The organism is Mesorhizobium sp. M0062, from assembly GCF_040323125.1.
In the GTDB taxonomy this organism is placed as follows: Bacteria; Pseudomonadota; Alphaproteobacteria; order Rhizobiales; family Rhizobiaceae; genus Mesorhizobium.
On sequence record NZ_JAMYUO010000009.1, the window covers coordinates 107,005 to 126,483 of the forward strand.

Consider the following 19,479-nt stretch of genomic DNA (forward strand, 5'->3'; position numbering starts at 1 on the left):
GGGTTCGCCTTTCGCTTGTCTTTGTGCCGGCTTTCCGATCCCTATATCAGAATGACCGGAGCGGCATCCGGCTCCCGGAAAGGTTTCGATGATTCGGTTTGTGCTGTCGCTGTTCCTGCTTGCTGTTCCCGCCGTCGCCCACGCGACCGACGCCGGCTGGGCGCTGCTGCGTGACGGCGGCCATGTCGTGCTGCTTCGCCATGCACTGGTCACCGGCACCACCGACCCCGCCAATTTCGTCATCGACAACTGCGCCACCCAGGTCAACCTATCGGCGCGCGGCAAGCAGCAGGCGAGCAAGATCGGCGCCTTGTTCGGCGCCCGCGCCGCCCCCATCGAGCGGGTGCTGTCCAGCCGCTATTGCCGCTGCCTCGACACTGCCCGCATCGCCTTCGAAGCGGAGCCGGAGCTCTTTGCGCCGCTAGACCTCCTGAGGAGCGATCCGACCGAGAAGGCCGCGCAGCTCGACGCGGTGATGAAGGAAATCCGCGCCTACACCGGTTCCGACAATCTGGTCATGGTCACGCATCTCGAAAACATCGTCGCGCTGACCGGCGTCTCGCCGCGCGAGGGCGAAGCGGTGGTGGTCGAGCCGCAGGGCGATGGCTTGCGCGTGCTCGGCCGCGTCACGTTCTGAGAAAGCCAGTGGTCAAGCTCCGCGAAAACTGAGCTGACGTAACGTCAACTGGGAGGGCCGCCGGCTTGTCGGGCTGCCCTTCTTGTCTTCACGGAAGGGCCATCCCATCTGCGCCCGGCGCATCAGGCCTTTTCCTGCCGGGAAAAACCGATTAGACAGCGCCCAAACCAGATGCGGACAGATTCCGCCCGCAACCGAAGGAAGAGCCCTTGTCCACCACGTTCGACAAAGTCGCCAAGATCATTGCCGACACCAGCGAGATCGATATCGACACCATCACTCCCGAGAGCCACACGATCGACGATCTCGGCATCGACAGTCTCGATTTCCTTGATATCGTCTTTGCCATCGACAAGGAATTCGGCATCAAGGTGCCGCTGGAAAAGTGGACCCAGGAAGTCAATGACGGCAAGGCTTCGACCGACGATTACTTCGTCATGAAGAACCTGTGCGCCAAGATCGACGCGCTGGTCGCCGCCAAGACCGCCTGATATCGGCTGGCGCGCGGCCTTGACGGGCTGCGCCGCCTGACCCACAAAGCCGCTCATGAGCAGCCGTCGCGACGTCGTCATCACCGGTATCGGCCTTGTCTCCTCGCTGGGAGAGGGTCCGGATACCCACTGGCAGAAGCTGGCGCAGCCCGGCTTGCAGCCGGTGCTCGAAGCCGCGCGCTTTGCGCCCTACACCGTGCATCCCCTGCCGGAGATCGACTGGAACCTGCAGATCGCCAAGCGCGGCGACCAGCGGCAGATGGAAACCTGGCAGAGGCTGGGCACCTATGCCGCCGGCATGGCGCTGGACGACGCCGGCATCAAGGGCAATGACGATCTCTGCACGACGATGGACATGGTGGTGGCCGCCGGCGGCGGCGAGCGGGACGAGGCGGTCGATGCCGCCATCCTCGCCGCGTCCGAGAGCCGCAACGACCGCGACGTGCTGCTCAACGAGAAACTGACCACCGAATTGCGGCCGACGCTTTTCCTGGCCCAGCTCTCCAATTTGCTCGCCGGCAACATCTCCATCGTCCACAAGGTGACGGGGTCGTCGAGGACCTTCATGGGCGAGGAAGGTGCTGGCGTCGCCGCCGTCGAGACCGCCGCCGCGCGCATCCGCTCCGGACAGTCGACGCACATACTGGTCGGCGGCGCCTTCCAGACCGAACATTCCGACATGCTGCTCGGCTATGAGCTGGCCGGTTATCTGCATCGCGGCCCATGGAAGCCGGTCTGGCAGAGACAGGGCGCCGAGGGCGGCGGCCTGGTCTCCGGCTCCGGTGGCGCCTTCCTGGTGCTGGAGCAGCGCGAACACGCGCAAAGCCGTGGGCGGAAAATCTATGCCGAGCTCGGACCGGTCATCTCAGGCCGCGCCCGGCGCTCGCGCGGCGAGCTTGACGCCGAGATCGCGGCATTGCTCAAACAGGCGGCTCTCCCGAACGGCAAGTTGCTGGCCCTGTCGGGCGCATCCGGGGCGCATACCGCAACGTCAGCCGAAAAGGCAGCGCTGGATGCCAATCCGGCGATATCGGCGCGCGGCTTCGCGACGCTGACCGGGCATATGAAGGAAGCGCAGTTTCCATTCGCGGTCGCCCTCGCCGCCCTGGCCGTCGACCGCAAGGCCGCCTACCCCGTTTTCGACGCCGCGGCCGAGAAGCCGTTCGAAGGCATTCCCGAAACCGTGATCGCAACGGCGATCGGCTATCACCAATTCGAGGGCATGGCTCTGGTCAACGCTGCTGCTTGAAGCAGCGCTGCGCGATCATGCTGCAAAGTTAAGAGGTTCCGGATGGCCAATCTCAGAGATCACATGGGCAGGCCGATCGTCGCCGTCACCGGCATCGGCGTGGTAACGTCGCTCGGCATCGGCAAGGCCGATAACTGGGCGGCACTGACCTCCGGCAAATCGGGCATCCACCCGATCACCCGCTTTCCCGTCGACCACCTCAACACCCGCATCTCCGGCATGGTCGATTTCCTCGACTCAAGCTCGAAAGGCGCCAGCCTGCTGACCTACGAACTGGCCGAAACCGCCGCGAATGAGGCGGTGGCCGAATCCGGCCTCGATTCCTCTGATTTTGGCGGGCCTCTGTTCCTCGCCTCGCCGCCGGTCGAACTCGACTGGCAGGATCGCTTCGCGCTCTACAATTCCGACGGCAAAGGCGCCGGCGCCGAAAGGCTGCTCAGGGTGGCGCGCGGGCTGAAGGAAACAGATACGTTCGCAAGCACGCAGTTCGGCGCGATCGCCGACCGGCTGGCCGACCGCTTTGGCACGCGCGGCCTGCCGATCACGCTGTCGACGGCCTGCGCTTCGGGCGCCACCGCCATCCAGCTCGGCGTCGAAGCGATCCGCCGCGGCGAATGCGACCGGGCGCTGTCGATCGGCGCCGACGGTTCGGCAACCGCCGAGGCGCTGATCCGCTTTTCGCTGCTCTCGGCGCTGTCGACCCACAATGACATCCCTGAAAAGGCGTCAAAACCCTTCTCCAAGGACCGCGACGGCTTTGTGCTGGCGGAAGGCTCCGGCGCTCTGGTGCTGGAATCGCTTGAGGCAGCCCTTGCCCGGGGCGCCAGCGTTCTCGGCATCCTGCGCGGCTGCGGTGAAAAGGCCGATGATTTCCATCGCACCCGTTCCAAGCCCGACGGTTCGCCGGCGATCGCAGCAGTCCGCGCCGCCCTTGCGGATGCCGGCCTGAGCAAGGACGAGATCGACTACGTCAACGCTCACGGCACCTCGACGCCGGAAAACGACAAGATGGAGCATCTGTCGCTGTCGACCGTGTTCGGCGATCGCATCGGCTCGATGCCGGTCTCGTCCAACAAGTCGATGATCGGCCACACGCTGTCGGCGGCCGGCGCCGTCGAAGCGGCGTTTTCGCTGATGACCATGCGCGAAAGCGTCATTCCGCCGACCATCAACTACGACAATCCCGACCCGGCAATCGTGCTCGACGTGGTGCCCAACAAGAAGCGCAATGCCGAAGTCGGCACGGTGCTGTCGAACTCGTTCGGCTTCGGCGGCCAGAACACTTGCCTTGTCATGGCGCGGGAACCGGTCTAAGCGACTTTTTTCAGCCAGACTGAACTGACAGGCTCCATGCGCGCACTGCAACTTATCGAGGACCGCCGTCTTGAAACGGTGGACCTGCCGCCCCCGCCGCCCCCCACATTGGGCGAAGTCACGCTGCGCATCAAGGCGGTGGCGCTGAACCATATCGACGTCTGGGGCTGGCGTGGCATGGCCTTCGCCAAGCGTAAGCTGCCGCTGGTCGTCGGCGCCGAAGCCTCCGGCGAGGTCGAAGCTGTCGGCCCCGGCGTCTCCAGCCTGCTGCCCGGACAATTGGTGTCGATCTACGGCGCGCGCACCTGCGGCCTTTGCCGCGCCTGCCGCGAAGGCCGTGACAATCTCTGCGAACATGTCTCGGGCGTCCACGGCTTCCATCTCGACGGCTTTGCGCAGGAGAAGATCAACCTGCCGGCGCGCCTGCTGGTCCCGGCCCCTCCAGGCGTGACCGATGTCGGCGCTGCCGTCGCCCCCGTCACCTTCGGCACCGTCGAGCACATGCTGTTCGACAATGCCAAGCTGCAGCCCGGCGAAACCATCCTCATCCATGCCGGGGGCTCCGGCATCGGCTCGGCGGCGATCCAGCTGGCCAAGCGCATGGGTTGCTCCATCATCACCACGGTCGGCTCCAACGACAAGATCGACAAGGCCAAGGCGCTCGGCGCCGACCATATCATCAACTACCGCGACGACCGTTTCGAAGGCGTCGTGCGCAAGCTTACCAGGAAGAAGGGCGTCGATGTCGTGTTCGAACATGTCGGCGCCGACACCTTTGCCGCCTCGATGCTGTGCCTCAAGCGCGGCGGCCGCCTCGTTACCTGCGGCTCGACCTCCGGCGTGTCGACCCAGATCAATCTGATGCAGCTGTTCCAGCAGCAGCTGAAGCTGCTCGGGTCCTTCGGCTGCCGCATGGAGAACATGGCCAACGCCATGCAGAAGATGGCGGCGGGACAGGTAGCACCTGTTATCGACACCGAGGTCGGCTTCGACGGCATCGACGCCGCGCTGAAGCGCATGGAAGGCCGCGACGTGTTCGGCAAGATCATCCTGCGCGTTTCTTAGGACCATGGTCGGCAAGGTGTTCAAGAAAGCCCGCCGGGACTTCATGTTCCGCTATGGCAGGCGGCTGCGCCAGATGGAGCACTGGCTGGTGGCGCGTGCGGCGATGACGATCATTTCGCTGCTGCGCCTTTTGCCCGCCGACAGCGCGCTCAATTTTGCCGACCGCGCCGCACGCCGCATCGGTCCGCGCGTCGGGCGCCACCGCGTCGCCATCAGCAATCTGCGCCTTGCCTATCCCGAAAAGAGCGATGTCGAGATCGAGGCCATCGCCTCCGACATGTGGGGCAACATGGCCCGGCTCGCCGCCGAATACATCTTTCTTGACGCGCTCTTCGACTATGATCCGAACGCAGCGACGCCCGGCCGCGTCGAAGTTGGCGGCGCCGACCATTTCCATCAGATAGCTGGCGAGGACAAACCGCATATCCTGTTCACCGGCCATCTCGGCAATTTTGAATTGCTGCCGGTGGCTGCCGCGACGTTCGGCATGAAGATCACGGCGCTGTTTCGTCCGCCGAACAATCCTTACCTCGCCGATTATATCCATTCGACGCGGCGTTCGAGCATGGGCGCCTTGCTGCCGTCTTCGACCGGCGCCTCCTTCGCGTTGGCGTCGATTCTGGAGAAAGGCGGCAATATCGGCGTTTTGGTCGACCAGAAATTCTCCAGCGGACTGGAGACGATCTTCTTTAATCGCCCATGCCAGAGCAATCCGGTTCTGGGCATGCTCGCCCGTCACTATGATTGCGACGTCTATCCGGCGCGATGTGTGCGGCTGCCAGGCAACCGCTTCCGCCTCGAGATCGAGGACAAGCTGACCTTGCCGCGCAATGAAAGCGGCAGCGTCGATGTCGCGGCCACCACCCAACTGCTCGCCGACGTGGTCGAGCGCTGGGTGCGCGAAGATCCGGGACAGTGGATGTGGTTCCACAAAAGGTGGGAAATCTCAGGCCGGCGTCGCCGCCGGCGCGGACAGGCCAACGCCACCGGCCAGGGGCAGCGTCAATCTTAAGTCGTCGAAAGCCTCAGTTCGTCACAACGATCCGCGTATTGCCGAAGCCGACTTCGCGCACCATCGCATAGAACATCGCGGCATTGGCGGTGTGCAGCCGCACGCAGCCATGCGATGCCGGACGCCCTAGCTGCCTGACCGCGCCGGTGCCGTGGATGGCGTAGCCGCCGTGGAAGAACACCGAGTAAGGCATTGGCGACATGTGGTATTTCTTCGAATACCACATCCGCGCCGTGCGTTGCGGCCGATAGGTGCCGCGCGGCGTGAAATAGCCACTGCGGGCGGTCGACACGCTCCAGCGATAAAGCACCTGGCCGTATTGGCTGACGGTCATGGTCTGCGACGAGACGTCGATGCTGGCCACCAGCGAGGCAGCCCTGCTTTCGATGGACGTGCCGAACAGCATCGCCGCAAAAGCAGCTGCCATGAGAACGATTTTAGTCATGAGATCAAACCCCTTTGATGCCCCTTGCCTGCCCTGTCATCACGCGGTTTTTCATCTTTTTAACGACAGGTGAGTGATCTAACACACACTCCTTGATAAATTCGCCAATCTAAAGCAGCGAATTTGAACGATTTTCCGCCATAGTTGCCGCTGCGACACGAAGTTTCGGCGCCAGTGGCGCGATGCTTGCAAAACCACCCCCTTGCCTGCTCAAATCCGGGAATGAACAAACGACTCTTCAAAGCGATAGACGCCCGTGTTGATGACCTGGTCGCACTGACCGCCGACCTGATCCGCTTCCCGACCATCAACCCGCCTGGCGAAGCCTATCGCCCCTGCGCCGAATATATCGGTGCGCGCCTAGGCAGGCTTGGCTTCGAAACCGAATTCATCCGCGCCGAAGGCACGCCCGGCGACACCGACCGCTATCCCCGCGTCAATGTCGTCGCCCGCTTCGACGGCCGCTCGCCTGGAGCCTGTGTCCATTTCAACTCGCACATCGATGTGGTCGAAGCCGGCGAAGGCTGGAGCGTCGATCCCTTTGCCGGGGTGGTGAAGGACGGCAAGGTCTACGGCCGCGGCGCCTGCGACATGAAAGGGGGCATGGCCGCCTCGATCATCGCGGCGGAAGCCTTCATGGAGGTATTCCCCGACTTTCCCGGCGCCATCGAAATTTCGGGCACGGTCGATGAGGAGTCCGGCGGCTTCGGCGGCGTCGCCCATCTGGCGAAGCTTGGCTATTTCTCGAAACCCAAGGTCGACCACGTCATCATCCCGGAGCCGCTGAACAAGGACCGCATCTGTCTTGGCCATCGCGGCGTCTGGTGGGCGGAGATCGAGACCAAGGGCGAGATCGCGCATGGCTCGATGCCGTTCCTCGGCGACAATGCGGTGCGCCACATGGGCGCCGTGCTGCAGGCCTTCGAGGATGAACTGTTTCCGGCGCTCGACCGCAAGGTGACGCGCATGCCTGTCGTGCCCCAAGGCGCAAAGCGCTCGACCATGAACATCAACTCGATCCATGGCGGCCAGACCGAGGATTTCCGCCCCGGCCTGCCCTCACCCAACGTGCCCGACGCCTGCCGGCTGACCATCGACCGCCGCTTCCTGCTCGAGGAGGACCTTGCCACGGTCAAGAGCGAGGTGACCGATATCCTCGACCGGCTGAAGCGCGAGCGCAAAAAGTTCGACTACGAGATTCGCGACCTGATGGAGGTGCTGCCGCTGATGACCGAGCGCGACGCGCCGGTGGTCAAGGCGGTGGCGCAAGGCATCATGGCGATCTTCGACCGTGAGCCGGATTATGTCATTTCACCAGGCACTTACGACCAGAAGCACATCGCCCGCATCGGCCACATCTATGATTGCATCGCCTATGGCCCGGGCATTTTGGACCTCGCCCACCGGCCCGACGAATGGGTCGGTATCTCTGATATGGTGGAGTCGGCCAAGGTGATGGCGATCGGGCTGAATGTGCTGCTTAGGGGCACGGCCGCGGACTGAACCATCGACTTCGCTGAAAAAACATTCCTCCCCGCGCCGCTGCGGAGCACGAAACGCAATTTACTCCACCTCGAAATCACGCTTCTATCGCACCAGGGTTCGAGCATTTGGGAGTTGCACGATGAAATTGTGGAAAACCATTCTTGCCGCCGCGGTGCTGGCACTGGCCGGCAGTCAGGCATTTGCCGCACGCACCGACCTGGTGATCGGCATTACGCTCGAGCCGCCACATCTCGATCCGACCGCCGGTGCTGCCGCGGCGATCGACGAAGTGCTCTACGCCAACGTCTTCGAGGGCCTGACCCGCATCGGTCCGAATGGCGAAGTGCTGCCCGACCTTGCCGAGAGCTGGGCCATTTCCGACGATGGCAAGGTCTACACCTTCAAGCTGCACACCGGCGTCAAATTCCATGACGGCAGCGATTTCGACGCCGGCGACGTGAAGTTCTCGCTCGACCGCGCCCGCGCCGACAATTCGGTCAACGCGCAAAAAGCCCTGTTCGCCTCCATCGATACGGTCGAAGTCGTCGATCCGACGACGGTCAAGGTGACGCTGAAGAACCCGCAGGGGTCGTTCCTCTACAATCTGGGCTGGGGCGACGCGGTGATTGTGGCGCCCGAGAGCGCCGACACCAACAAGGAAAAGCCCATCGGCACCGGCCCGTTCAAATTCCAGAGCTGGGCCAAGGGCTCGTCGATCACGCTGGTGAAATCGGACACTTACTGGGGCGCCCCGGTGTTCCTCGACAAGGCCGAGTTCCGCATCGTTCCCGACGCCGCCGCCGCCGTGCCGGCGCTGCTCTCCGGCGACATCCAGGCTTTCCCTTTCTTCGATCCCGACAGCGTCGCGCAGGTCAAGGACGATCCGCGCTTCAAGGTGGTGATCGGCTCGACTGAGGGCGAGACCATTCTGGCGATCAACAACAAGAAGCCGCCTTTCGACAAGCTCGAGGTGCGGCAGGCAATTGCCTTCGCGCTCGACCGCAAGGCGATCATCGACGGCGCCTCGGCCGGCCTCGGCGTGCCGATCGGCTCGCACATGTCGCCCGCCAGCAAGGCCTATGTCGACCTCACCGGCCTGTACCCGCACAATGTCGACAAGGCCAAGGAGCTGCTGAAGCAAGCCGGCTTCGAAAACGGCATTAAGGCGACGCTGAAGCTGCCGCCGCCTTCCTATGCACGGCTTGGCGGCGAGATCATCGCCTCGCAGCTGCGCGATGTCGGCATCGACCTGGAAATCATTCCAGTCGAATGGGCGCAGTGGCTGGATCAGGTGTTCACCAAGAAGGATTACGACCTGACCATCGTCTCCCACACCGAGCCCAACGACATCGATATCTACTCGCGCAAGGACTACTACTTCAACTACGACAACCCCGCCTTCGACAAGATCATCGCCGAGCTGAACCTCACCTCCGACGACGCCAAGCGCAACACGCTGCTCGGCGAAGCACAGAAGATCCTGGCCGACGACGCCGTGGTGGGGTTCCTCTATGAACTGCCGAAGGTCGGCGTCTGGGACGTCAAGCTGCAGGGCCTGTGGGAGAATGCGCCGATCCAGGCGAATGATCTGACCAAGGTGAAGTGGACGGATTGAGGCGGCGGGCCAAAGGGCGGCGTTTGCGCTCCGTCACACCCCCCTCTGCCCTGCCGGGCATCTCCCCCGCAAGGGGGGAGATCGGGCTATCATCTCCGCTTTCGCCTATCGCGAACGTTGAACGCTGGTCGACGACACAGAACCTGCTGATCTCCCCCCTTGCGGGGGAGATGTCCGGCAGGACAGAGGGGGGTGGGCGGGAACTCGACTTTCAAGGCGCAGCCGCACCGGGCGCCCCTCCACCATGACCGCCTACCTCCTCAAACGCCTCGCAATCGCCATCGCAACCTTGATCCTGGCCTCGATGGTCGTCTTCGCCGTGCTCGAAATCCTGCCCGGCGATCCGGCGCGGCTGATGCTTGGCCTCAACGCCAGCGCCGAGCAGGTCGAACTCCTGCGCAACCAGATGGGCCTCAACGCGCCGCTTCTCCTGCGCTACCTCCACTGGGTCGGCGGTCTGCTCAGCCTCGATTTCGGCCGCTCCTACACTTATTCAGTGCCGGTCATCGACCTTGTCCGCGAGCGCATGGCGGTTTCCCTGCCGCTGGCGCTGATCGCGCTGGCGCTGTCCACCATCATTGCCATCCCGGTCGGGCTCTATTCCGCCAGCCGGCGCGGGCGGGCCGGTGATACGATCGCCATGGGCGCCGCCCAGCTCGGCGTCGCCATCCCGAACTTCTGGTTCGCGCTGATGCTGATCTACCTCTTTGCCGTCTGGCTGCGGCTGGTGCCGGCCGGCGGCTTTCCCGGCTGGAGCGCCGGCGCCTGGCCGGCGCTGAAATCGCTGCTGCTGCCGGCCATCGCCCTCGCTCTGCCGCAGGCGGCGATCCTGGCGCGCGTTGCCCGCTCGGCGCTGATCGAGGTGCTGAACGAGGACTATATCCGCACCGCCCGCGCCAAGGGCCTGCCCTATCGCGCCGTGCTGTGGCGGCACGCGCTGCGCAACGCGATGATCCCGGTTCTGACCATTCTGGGCCTGCAATTCGCCTTCCTGCTCGCCGGCACCATCATCATCGAGAACGTCTTTTATCTCCCCGGCCTCGGACGGCTGGTGTTCCAGGCGATCACTCAGCGCGACCTGATCGTCGTCGAAAGCATCGTCATGCTGCTGGTCGTCGCCGTCATTGCGGTCAACCTCGTCGTCGACGTCTCCTACGCCATCGTCGATCCGCGCCTTCGAGGCCGGCAATGACGCTGCACATCGACATCCCGCAGGAGACGTTGGGCAGCATTCTGGCCAAGGCCTTCCGCAACCGCTCCTTCCTCATCGGCTTCGCCATCACGGTGCTGGTGGCTGCAATAGCGGTCATCTCCTACGTCTGGACGCCCTACGACGTGACCAAACTGGTGATCTCGGACAAGACGCTGGCGCCCTCTGCGGCGCACTGGTTCGGCACCGATCATTTCGGCCGCGACATCCTGTCGATGATCATGGTCGGCGCCCGCAACTCGATTGCCGTGGCGCTGGTCGCGGTCGGCATCGGCATGGGCGTCGGCGTGCCGCTCGGCGCCTTCGCCGCGGCGCGCGGCGGGTTGGTCGACGAGGCGCTGATGCGGCTGACCGACCTCGTCTTCGCCTTCCCGGCGCTGCTGTCGGCGATCATGATCACCGCCATCTTCGGACCGGGCGCAATCAACGCCATCATCGCCATCGGCATCTTCAACATCCCGGTGTTTGCGCGCGTCGCCCGCGCCGGCGCGCTGGCGATCTGGCCGCGCGAATTCATCCTCGCCGCCCGCGCCGCCGGCAAGAGCAAAGCGCAGATTACAACCGAGCACGTGCTGCCCAACATCGCCACGCTGCTTCTGGTGCAAGGCACCATCCAGTTCGCGCTTGGCATTTTGGCCGAAGCCGGCCTCTCCTATGTCGGCCTCGGCGCCCAGCCGCCAATGCCGAGCTGGGGCCGCATGCTGTTCGACGCTCAGACGCGCATGGTGGTGGCGCCGTGGATGGCCATCTTCCCCGGCATGGCCATTGTCGTCACCGTGCTTGGGCTCAATCTGCTCGGCGACGGCATCGCCGACATACTCGACCCGAAATCGCGGCGGCAGCGATGAGCCTGCTGCAGATCGAGAACCTGTCGCTGGCCGTCGGCGACACGCCGATCCTGAAAGGGGTCGAGCTCTCCGTCGCGCCCGGCGAGGTGATGGGCCTGGTCGGTGAATCCGGTTCCGGCAAATCGATGACGGCGCTGACCATCATGCAGCTTCTGCCGCATGCGGCGCGCGCCACCGGCCGCGTGACCTTCGACGGCATCGATATTCTGGCCGCAACCGAGGACCAGATGTGCGCGCTGCGCGGCGACGACATCGGCATGGTGTTCCAGGAGCCGATGACGGCGCTCAACCCCGTCAAGACCATCGGCGAGCAGGTCGCCGAAGGCATACGCTGGCACACTAGGGCAAGCCGTGCCGACGCCGAAGACCGCGCGCGCAAAATGCTCGACCGCGTTGGCCTGCCGGAGGCCAAATTCCCGCTGTCGCGCTATCCGCACGAACTGTCGGGCGGCCAGCGCCAGCGCGTCGTCATCGCCATTGCCTGCGCATTGAAACCCAAGCTGCTCATCGCCGACGAGCCGACCACGGCGCTCGACGTGGTGCTGCAGGCGCAGATCCTCGACCTCTTGCGCGGCCTTGTCAGCGAAAACCGAATGGGCCTGCTGTTGATCTCGCACGATCTCGCGGTCGTCACCGAAATGGCCGACCGCATCACCATTCTGCGCCATGGCGAGGTGATGGAAGCCGGCGACACCGCACGCACGCTGTCGGAACAGCTGCATCCCTACACGCGCCAGCTGGCGCTGGCCTCCATGCACGTGCCCGCGCGCGCCAAGGTTCACGCCGCCGGCCAGGGCAAACCGCTGCTTGAGGTCGAAGGCGTGACACGGGACTATCCGGGCCGGCGCACCTCCCTGTTCAAGTCAGCGGCTCCGATCCGCGCCGTCGACGACGTGTCCTTGTCGCTGGCGCCGGGCCAATCGGTGGCGCTGGTCGGCCGCTCCGGCTGCGGCAAGTCAACGCTTGCCCGCATGATCCTGGCGCTCGACAAATCGACATCGGGAACGATCCGCTTTCGCGGCGAGACCATAACCGGCAAAAGCGAGGCGGAGCTCAAAGCCGCGCGGCGCGACATGCAGGTCGTGTTCCAGGATCCCTACGGCTCTTTCGACCCGCGCCAGAAGGTCGTAAAACTGGTCGCCGAGCCGCTGCATGTACTGGAGACGAAGCCGACACCGGCTGAGCGGCGCGAGATGGTGGCGCATGCGCTGCACGAGGTCGGCCTCGGCACCAGCGACATGGACAAATATCCGCATGAGTTTTCCGGCGGCCAGCGCCAGCGCCTGTCGATCGCCCGCGCCATCATCACTAGGCCGAAGCTGGTCGTCGCCGACGAGCCGGTCTCGGCGCTCGACGTCTCGATCCGCGCCCAGATCCTCGACCTGTTCGCAGAGCTCAACCAGAAGCTCGGCATCGGCTATCTCTTCATCACCCACGATTTGACCGTCGCCCGCGCCATCACCGATGAGGTGCTGGTCATGCATGACGGCAGGATCGTCGAGCGCGGCAAGACCGGTGACGTGCTCGATCATCCGCAGTCGGAGGCGGCCAGGGCGCTGGTCGCGGCTGCGCCCGATCTGCATCGGGCGATCGCTCACCGTATGCAGGAACAGGGGTAAGTGACCGGTTCGCGCAGCGAATTCATCGTGCCAGTGGCACGATGAAAGGTCACAAACGCTGGGACGCTGCGAAGCAGCGGGGACCCGGCTGGGCGGCCGTTGCCCCTGGTCTGCCTCACTCCTCCGGCTTCACCACATCGACCGGGCTGATGTCGAGCAAATCGAGCGTGCGGCGCAACAGCCGCACTTCGCTCTCGGCCAGTTTGGAATCGGCTTTGGCGATCTCCGCCATGTGGAGCGCCAGCAACTTGCGCCGTTCGACATCGAGATCGCGGAACAGCGCAATGGCTTGCGAACCGTTGGTCTCGTAGCCGAAATCATTGAGATATTCGATGACCGCGTCGATGCTGGTTTCCGGGATGCCGAAGGCGTCCTTGCAGATGCGCCGGAAGGCGACCATCTCGCTCTCCGAAACCGAGCCGTCGGCCAGGATCATGCGAAACAGCATCAAGAGCTCCGCCGACAGCACAGGGTCGTCGGCAACCTTGCGCACGCCGGGGTCACCATCGAAGATCGAGCGTATCTGGTCGAGCAATGCCATCGCCAACAGTGTCCCTTTCCCGAGCCCGCCCAGCGCACATGACCCAAAACTGCGCAGCGGTACTGAGATAATGACATGCACCACAGGAAATCCAAGCGCAACGCGCTTGGATGGACGTAGCGCGGAATCGGCCTTGCGCAAACCGGATGGCCATGAGAAGGCGCGGCACCACCTTTCCCGCCGGAATGTTCAGAAAATCCCGATGCTCGACCTCGCCACCCAGACCGTCATCATGCTTGCCTTGGCCGCTTTTGCAGCCGGCTTTGTCGATTCGATAGCCGGCGGCGGCGGGCTGATCACCATCCCGGCCCTGCTGCTTGCCGGCTTCCCGCCGGTCGCAGCACTTGGAACCAACAAGCTGCAGGGCATTTTCGGCACCGCTTCGGCGACCATCCACTACGCCATGAATGGCCATGTCGATCTGCGCCGACAGCTGCCATCGGCGCTTCTGGCCCTTGCCGGCAGTGCCGTCGGCGCCTTGCTGGCGGCATTCGTGCCGGGTGATCTCCTGCGAGCGCTGCTGCCGCTGCTTTTGATCGCCATCGCGATCTACTTCGCCGTGAAACCCAACATGAACGATGTCGACCGCGCCGAGCGCCTGTCGCACTTCCTGTTCGGGCTGGTCATCGCCCCTTTGGTCGGCTTCTATGACGGGCTGTTCGGGCCGGGAGCCGGCTCCTTCTATATGCTGGCCTTCGTCAGCCTTGCCGGCTTCGGCGTGCTCAAGGCGACGGCACACACCAAGCTGCTCAATTTCGCCTCCAACATTGGCGGCTTCATCGTCTTTGCCGTCGCCGGCGTCGTCTACTGGAAGATCGGGCTGATGATGGGCGTCGCCCAGTTCCTCGGCGCCCGGCTCGGCGCCAGCCTTGCCATCCGCATCGGCGCCCGGCTGATCAAGCCGCTGCTGGTGATCATCTGCCTGTCGCTGGCGGTGAAGCTGCTGGCCGACCCGGCGAACCCATTGCGCCAGCTGATTGGTGTATAAGCCTCACGCCTGATAGAGTGCCGTTGTACGAATCATGTTGGAGGGACCACACATGAATCTTAGTGCACCCACTCAGCTTGTTTTCATCATATCCCTAGTTATCGCCATCATCGGCGTGCTCGCCGCGCTTGGCGTTCTTGCGTTCATTCCTCTGGCTGCGGTGTGGATTGTCCTCATCGCATACATCGTGCTTGCCGCCGCCTGCCTGATGCGCGGCGCCTAGGCACCCGCGACTTCTGCATTCGAAGCGCCCGGTCAAAGCCGGGCGCTTTTGCTTTGGATGCATGGTCTGTTAGGCTCTTCCGCGCGGAAGGATGACCATGAAGCAAAGCGGACGCGCAGACCCGAGGATGACGAAACGATGGGCGGCCCTACCTCGCTAACCCAAAAATCGCATCGCAATCGAGATGGCGCTCCAGTTCGGCTGCGATCTCGTCCAGAGCGTTTTCCACGTCCGCCCGATAGTCGACGCCGCCGCCTTTCACGCCGAGGCTTTCCAGGAATCTCGCCCGGAAAGCGTCGGCGGAAAACAGGCCGTGCAGATAGCTGCCAAAAACCTTGCCATCGGCGGAAATGGCACCGTCGTCGATGCCGTTGATCACAGCCGACGGCCGCGCCATGTCCGGCCCGGTGGTGCGGCCGAGATGGATTTCGTAGCCCTCGAGCGCCAAGCCGAACGGCACCGAGCGCGCGCTGACATTGCGCACCGTCTTTTCCGGTTCCATCACCGTCTCGATGTCGAGCAGACCAAGACCTTCCGCCTCGGTGACGCTGCCCTCGATGCCATCGGGATCGCGCACCAGGCGGCCGAGCATCTGGAAACCGCCGCAAATGCCGACGATATGGCCGCCGCGTTTGCGGTGCGCGAGGAGATCGCGATCCCAGCCATTCTCGCGGAATTTCATGAGATCCCCGATCGTCGATTTGGAACCGGGAATGACCACCAGGCCGGCATCCTCCGGCAAGCGCTGCCCTGGCGGCACGAACACCACTTCGACCTGCGGCTCGGCCTTGAGCGGGTCGAGGTCGTCGAAATTGGCGATGCGGCCAAGCATCGGCACGGCGACCTTCAACGCCCGCTTCTCGCCCGATGCCAGGCGTTCGAGCACGACCGAATCCTCCGAAGGCAATCGCGCCGCCGCCTTCAGCCACGGCACGACGCCAAAGCAGCGCCAGCCGGTGAAGCTTTCGATCGACCGGATGCCGTCGTCGAACAGCGAGACATCGCCGCGGAACTTATTGATGAGGTAGCCGACGATCATGCGCCTGTCTTCCTCCGGCAGGATCAGATGCGTGCCGGCGACCGAAGCGATGACGCCACCGCGGTCGATGTCGCCGACCAGGATGACCGGCACGTCGGCGCGCGTGGCAAAGCCCATATTGGCGATGTCGCGGCTGCGCAGGTTGATTTCGGCCGGCGATCCGGCGCCCTCGACGACGACCAGATCGGCGCCCTCACCGACCTTCGTCCAGGACTCCAGCACGGCGTCCATCAGCCCCGCTTTCATTGTCTGGTAGTCGCGCGCTCGCGCCTCGCCGAACACCTTGCCCTGCACGATCACCTGCGAACCGATATCGCTCTGGGGTTTGAGCAGCACCGGATTCATATGCACGGTCGGCTGAACACCACACGCCAGCGCTTGCAGCCATTGCCCACGGCCAATCTCGCCGCCGCCGGGGCGGTTGTCGCCCGGAATGTCGGCGACGGCGGCATTGTTCGACATGTTCTGCGGCTTGAACGGCCTGACTTTCAGCCCGCGATTCCTGGCCGCGCGGCAGAGCCCCGCCACCAGCACCGTCTTGCCGACATCCGAACCCGTGCCTTGCAGCATGATCGCCTTGGCCATGCTCAGCCCCTGCCCTGCGCGCCGGAAACGGTCGACTTCTGCGACAGCGGCCCGCCGCGCCAGATGTAGAGCGCCAGCAACGGTTCGCTGCCGGTGCGCATGGCATGGCTGACATTGGAGGCGTGATGGATAATTTCGCCCGCCTGGCGGATGTGAAAGCCGCCCTCGCCCATGCGCCATTCGGTGCCGCCGGTCAGCGGAATGTAGATCTCCTCGGCAATGTGATGATGGTCGGGATAGGTGATGCCGGGTCCCAGGATCAGCAATCCGGCCGCGACCTCTTCATTGGCGAAATGGCCGCGCGTGCCAAACACCTCCAGCCAGCCGTATTTTTGCAAGAACGCTTCACCAAAATCGCTCGCGTTGTAGGTCTGCCCCCAGCACAGATCGTCACGACGCTCCGCCAGCAGTTGCACCAGAGGCTGCGGGTCCGGCGGCGCCAGTTCGACAATGCGGTCGAGCAGACCAAGGCAAGGCAGCGGATGCGCTTCGAGCACGCGCGCCGTCATATTCCAGCCGATCCGGGTCACGGCGTCCCGCACCAGCGCGTTGTCCACGCCCCGGAGATAGGCATGGAAGCGGTCGAGCAATTCGTCGAAATATGTCGGCACGCAATGCTCCGTTGATCCATTCATGCACAGCGGCTGCGCGGCGAGCCGGGTTGCGCGGCGGCATCATTGGTCTAGATTGAGCGGCGCGCAAAGCCAAAAACAACAGGCCAGCAAGCCAACCCCAGCTGGGGAAACACAGGGAGCACGCCATGGACGCCGCGGTCGATGCGAGCACCAGCCAGTTCGAACTCAATGAGGAGCAGCGCGCCATCCAGGAGATGGCACAGGCCTTCGCCGCCGATCGCGTTGCGCCCAATGCGCTCGAATGGGACCGGGCAAGACACTTTCCCGCCGATGTAATCCGCGAGACCGGCCCGCTTGGCCTTGGCGGCATCTATGTCAGGGACGATGTCGGCGGCTCGGCGCTCGGCCGGCTCGACGCCGTGCTGATCTTCGAGGCACTGTCGCACGCCGATCCGGCGTTTTCCTCCTTCATCTCGATCCACAATATGGCGGCGTCGATGATCGACCGCTTCGGCGACGACGAGCAGCGCCAACGCTTCCTGCCGAAGCTGACCTCGATGGAATGGCTGGCGAGCTACTGCCTGACCGAGCCGGGCTCAGGCTCGGATGCCGCGGCGCTGAAGACGCGCGCGGTGAAGAGCGGCGACGACTATGTGCTTAACGGCGCCAAGCAGTTCATCTCCGGGGCCGGCGACAGCGACCTCTATGTCGTCATGGCGCGCACCGGCGCCGACGGGCCGAAGGGCATTTCCACCTTCGTCGTGCCGAAGGATGCGCCCGGCCTGTCCTTCGGCGCCAACGAGCACAAGATGGGCTGGCACATGCAGTCGACCCGCCAGGTGATCTTCGAGGACTGCAAGGTGCCGGCTGCAACCCTGCTGTCGGGGGAAGGCGCAGGTTTCGGCATCGCCATGGCCGGCCTTGACGGCGGCCGCCTCAACATTGCGGCATGCTCGCTCGGCGGCGCGCAATCGGCGCTCGACAAGGCGCTGTCCTATACCGCCGAGCGCAAGGCTTTCGGCTCGAAGATCAACCAGTTCCAGGCGCTGCAGTTCAGGTTGGCCGACATGGAGACCGAATTGCAGGCAGCGCGGATCTTTCTCTACGCCGCCGCCTCGAAACTCGACCGCAAGGCGCCGGATGCCGGCAAATGGTCGGCCATGGCCAAGCGCTTCGTCACCGACATCGGCTTCAACGTCGCGAACGAGGCGCTGCAGCTGCATGGCGGCTACGGCTATCTCCATGATTACGGCATCGAAAAACTGGTGCGCGACCTGCGCGTCCACCAGATCCTCGAAGGCACCAACGAGATTATGCGCGTGATTATCGCGCGGGCGTTGATCGGACGCTGACGGCAACAATTCAGGAGAGATTGATGACCACCATCGCCTTCATTGGTCTCGGCAATATGGGCAACCCGATGGCTGCCAATCTCGTCAAGGCGGGGCACGCGGTGCACGGCTTTGACCTGATGCCGGAGAACCTCACCGTCGCCCACGAGCATGGCGTCATTGTCACGGCGAATGCCGTGGCGGCGGTGAAAGACGCCGATGTCGTGATCACCATGCTTCCCGCCGGCAAGCACGTGCTCTCGGTCTACGAGGACATCGCACCCAAGGCCAAACCAGGCGCCCTGTTCATTGATTCCTCGACCATCGATGTCGAGTCGGCCCGCAAGGCGCATGCCGTAGCAAGGAAGCACGGGCTGCATTCGATCGACGCCCCCGTCTCCGGCGGCACCGGCGGTGCTGCTGCGGGAACGCTGACCTTCATGGCCGGCGGCGCCAAGGATGCCTTCGCCAAGGCCGAACCGGTCCTGAGGCCGATGGCAGGCCGCATCGTCCATTGCGGTGACGACGGCGCCGGTCAGGCAGCCAAAATCTGCAATAACATGATGCTCGGCATTTCGATGATCGGCGTCGCAGAGGCCTTCGTGCTGGCCGAAAAGCTCGGCCTCTCGCATCAGGCCCTGTTCGACGTTGCCTCGACCTCGTCGGGCCAGTGCTGGTCGCTGACCACCTATTGCCCGGTGCCGGGTCCCGTGCCGGCCTCACCCGCCAACCGCGACTACAAACCGGGCTTTGCCGCAGCACTCATGCTGAAGGACCTGAAACTGGCGCAGGAGGCGGCCCAAAGCGCCGGCGCGGTGACGCCAATGGGGGCCGAAGCGGCCCAGCTTTATGCGCTGTTCAACGCCCAGGGAAATGGCGGATCGGATTTTTCCGGCATCATAAATTTCCTTCGCGGCAGTTCTCTATAAGTTTCGAATTTGGCAGCGCTTTTCTCGATTTTTATTGCCCGGAAAAATTGCAAATTTAGATTTGCTTAAGCTCTCGATAACCCGGCGGTAACGATGTGCCTATATAACGGATGGCGAGGCGGACATATCGCATCCGCCCGGCGCTCCGGATCAGGTCTCGCGTACCGGAGCCCGTAAGTTTCGCAAGTGTATTGTTGGCGAAATGCCATGCGTATCTGGCAAAGCCGCGTTCCTATGGAGCGCGGTTTTTGCGTTTTGCAGTACTATACTGCTCGGTC

The 19,479-nt window shown here is 63.9% G+C and carries 19 protein-coding genes; 15 read left to right on the plus strand and 4 right to left on the minus strand.

Going from position 1 to position 19,479, the window contains the following annotated elements; all coding sequences use genetic code 11:
• Positions 1-88 precede the first annotated feature (88 nt).
• From NKJ64_RS13530 to NKJ64_RS13555, 6 genes are all read left to right on the plus strand, one after another.
• Positions 89-637 carry a histidine phosphatase family protein gene (locus NKJ64_RS13530; protein ID WP_023670442.1) on the plus strand — a complete coding sequence of 183 codons (549 nt, stop codon included), beginning with the start codon at positions 89-91 and terminating at the stop codon, positions 635-637.
• Positions 638-846: 209 nt separating this feature from the next.
• Positions 847-1,128 carry an acyl carrier protein gene (locus NKJ64_RS13535; protein ID WP_010909964.1) on the plus strand — a complete coding sequence of 94 codons (282 nt, stop codon included), beginning with the start codon at positions 847-849 and terminating at the stop codon, positions 1,126-1,128.
• Between the two features lie 55 nt (positions 1,129-1,183).
• The gene (locus NKJ64_RS13540; protein ID WP_023696481.1) at positions 1,184-2,377 is read left to right on the plus strand and encodes a beta-ketoacyl-ACP synthase; all 1,194 of its coding nucleotides are present in this window, start codon (positions 1,184-1,186) and stop codon (positions 2,375-2,377) included.
• 42 nt (positions 2,378-2,419) lie between these two features.
• Entirely contained in the window at positions 2,420-3,691 is a 1,272-nt protein-coding gene (locus NKJ64_RS13545; protein WP_023696480.1) for a beta-ketoacyl-ACP synthase, read from the plus strand.
• 36 nt (positions 3,692-3,727) lie between these two features.
• Positions 3,728-4,756, plus strand: a complete 1,029-nt coding sequence (locus NKJ64_RS13550; RefSeq protein WP_023696479.1) for a zinc-binding dehydrogenase — start codon at positions 3,728-3,730, stop codon at positions 4,754-4,756.
• Positions 4,757-4,760: 4 nt separating this feature from the next.
• The gene (locus NKJ64_RS13555) at positions 4,761-5,768 is read left to right on the plus strand and encodes a lipid A biosynthesis lauroyl acyltransferase (protein ID WP_031201580.1); all 1,008 of its coding nucleotides are present in this window, start codon (positions 4,761-4,763) and stop codon (positions 5,766-5,768) included.
• 13 nt (positions 5,769-5,781) lie between these two features.
• Here the strand turns inward: NKJ64_RS13555 and NKJ64_RS13560 are convergent, their stop codons facing one another.
• Positions 5,782-6,213: a L,D-transpeptidase gene (locus NKJ64_RS13560; RefSeq protein WP_023681747.1), complete on the minus strand. Its 432-nt coding sequence runs from the start codon at positions 6,211-6,213 to the stop codon at positions 5,782-5,784.
• 222 nt (positions 6,214-6,435) lie between these two features.
• Between NKJ64_RS13560 and NKJ64_RS13565 the strand changes: the two genes are divergently transcribed.
• The 5 genes from NKJ64_RS13565 to NKJ64_RS13585 all read left to right on the plus strand — a co-directional run bounded on the left by NKJ64_RS13565 (position 6,436) and on the right by NKJ64_RS13585 (position 12,990).
• Positions 6,436-7,716 (plus strand): acetylornithine deacetylase/succinyl-diaminopimelate desuccinylase family protein, encoded by a 1,281-nt coding sequence (locus NKJ64_RS13565; RefSeq protein WP_023706064.1) that lies wholly within the window; start codon positions 6,436-6,438, stop codon positions 7,714-7,716.
• Between the two features lie 121 nt (positions 7,717-7,837).
• Entirely contained in the window at positions 7,838-9,313 is a 1,476-nt protein-coding gene (locus tag NKJ64_RS13570; RefSeq protein WP_023706065.1) for an ABC transporter substrate-binding protein, read from the plus strand.
• Positions 9,314-9,557: 244 nt separating this feature from the next.
• Positions 9,558-10,505, plus strand: a complete 948-nt coding sequence (locus NKJ64_RS13575; protein ID WP_023710755.1) for an ABC transporter permease — start codon at positions 9,558-9,560, stop codon at positions 10,503-10,505.
• Positions 10,502-11,371 (plus strand): ABC transporter permease, encoded by an 870-nt coding sequence (locus tag NKJ64_RS13580; protein ID WP_023706066.1) that lies wholly within the window; start codon positions 10,502-10,504, stop codon positions 11,369-11,371. The genes NKJ64_RS13575 and NKJ64_RS13580 overlap by 4 nt, the downstream gene beginning before the upstream one ends.
• Positions 11,368-12,990 (plus strand): ABC transporter ATP-binding protein, encoded by a 1,623-nt coding sequence (locus NKJ64_RS13585; protein ID WP_023670432.1) that lies wholly within the window; start codon positions 11,368-11,370, stop codon positions 12,988-12,990. Before NKJ64_RS13580 ends, NKJ64_RS13585 begins: the two co-directional genes overlap by 4 nt.
• A 115-nt stretch (positions 12,991-13,105) precedes the next feature.
• Here the strand turns inward: NKJ64_RS13585 and NKJ64_RS13590 are convergent, their stop codons facing one another.
• Complete coding sequence (locus NKJ64_RS13590; protein ID WP_023688142.1) at positions 13,106-13,537, minus strand: TerB family tellurite resistance protein; 432 nt, start codon at positions 13,535-13,537, stop codon at positions 13,106-13,108.
• 196 nt (positions 13,538-13,733) lie between these two features.
• Between NKJ64_RS13590 and NKJ64_RS13595 the strand changes: the two genes are divergently transcribed.
• Together NKJ64_RS13595 and NKJ64_RS13600 are read left to right on the plus strand one after the other, a co-directional pair.
• Positions 13,734-14,519: a TSUP family transporter gene (locus NKJ64_RS13595; RefSeq protein ID WP_023707858.1), complete on the plus strand. Its 786-nt coding sequence runs from the start codon at positions 13,734-13,736 to the stop codon at positions 14,517-14,519.
• Positions 14,520-14,571: 52 nt separating this feature from the next.
• Positions 14,572-14,742 (plus strand): hypothetical protein, encoded by a 171-nt coding sequence (locus NKJ64_RS13600; protein ID WP_023670429.1) that lies wholly within the window; start codon positions 14,572-14,574, stop codon positions 14,740-14,742.
• A 148-nt stretch (positions 14,743-14,890) separates the two neighbouring features.
• Here the strand turns inward: NKJ64_RS13600 and NKJ64_RS13605 are convergent, their stop codons facing one another.
• Positions 14,891-16,366, minus strand: a complete 1,476-nt coding sequence (locus NKJ64_RS13605) for a cobyric acid synthase (protein WP_352459146.1) — start codon at positions 16,364-16,366, stop codon at positions 14,891-14,893.
• A gap of 2 nt (positions 16,367-16,368) precedes the next feature.
• Positions 16,369-16,977: a dimethylsulfonioproprionate lyase family protein gene (locus NKJ64_RS13610; RefSeq protein WP_352459147.1), complete on the minus strand. Its 609-nt coding sequence runs from the start codon at positions 16,975-16,977 to the stop codon at positions 16,369-16,371.
• A gap of 149 nt (positions 16,978-17,126) precedes the next feature.
• On the opposite strand from NKJ64_RS13610, the gene NKJ64_RS13615 reads away from it, so the two are divergent.
• Together NKJ64_RS13615 and mmsB are read left to right on the plus strand one after the other, a co-directional pair.
• Positions 17,127-18,293 (plus strand): isobutyryl-CoA dehydrogenase, encoded by a 1,167-nt coding sequence (locus tag NKJ64_RS13615; RefSeq protein WP_023753419.1) that lies wholly within the window; start codon positions 17,127-17,129, stop codon positions 18,291-18,293.
• A 23-nt stretch (positions 18,294-18,316) separates the two neighbouring features.
• On the plus strand, positions 18,317-19,201 hold the full coding sequence (gene mmsB, locus NKJ64_RS13620; RefSeq protein ID WP_023753420.1) for a 3-hydroxyisobutyrate dehydrogenase: 885 nt from the start codon (positions 18,317-18,319) through the stop codon (positions 19,199-19,201).
• The last annotated feature ends 278 nt before the right edge of the window (positions 19,202-19,479 follow it).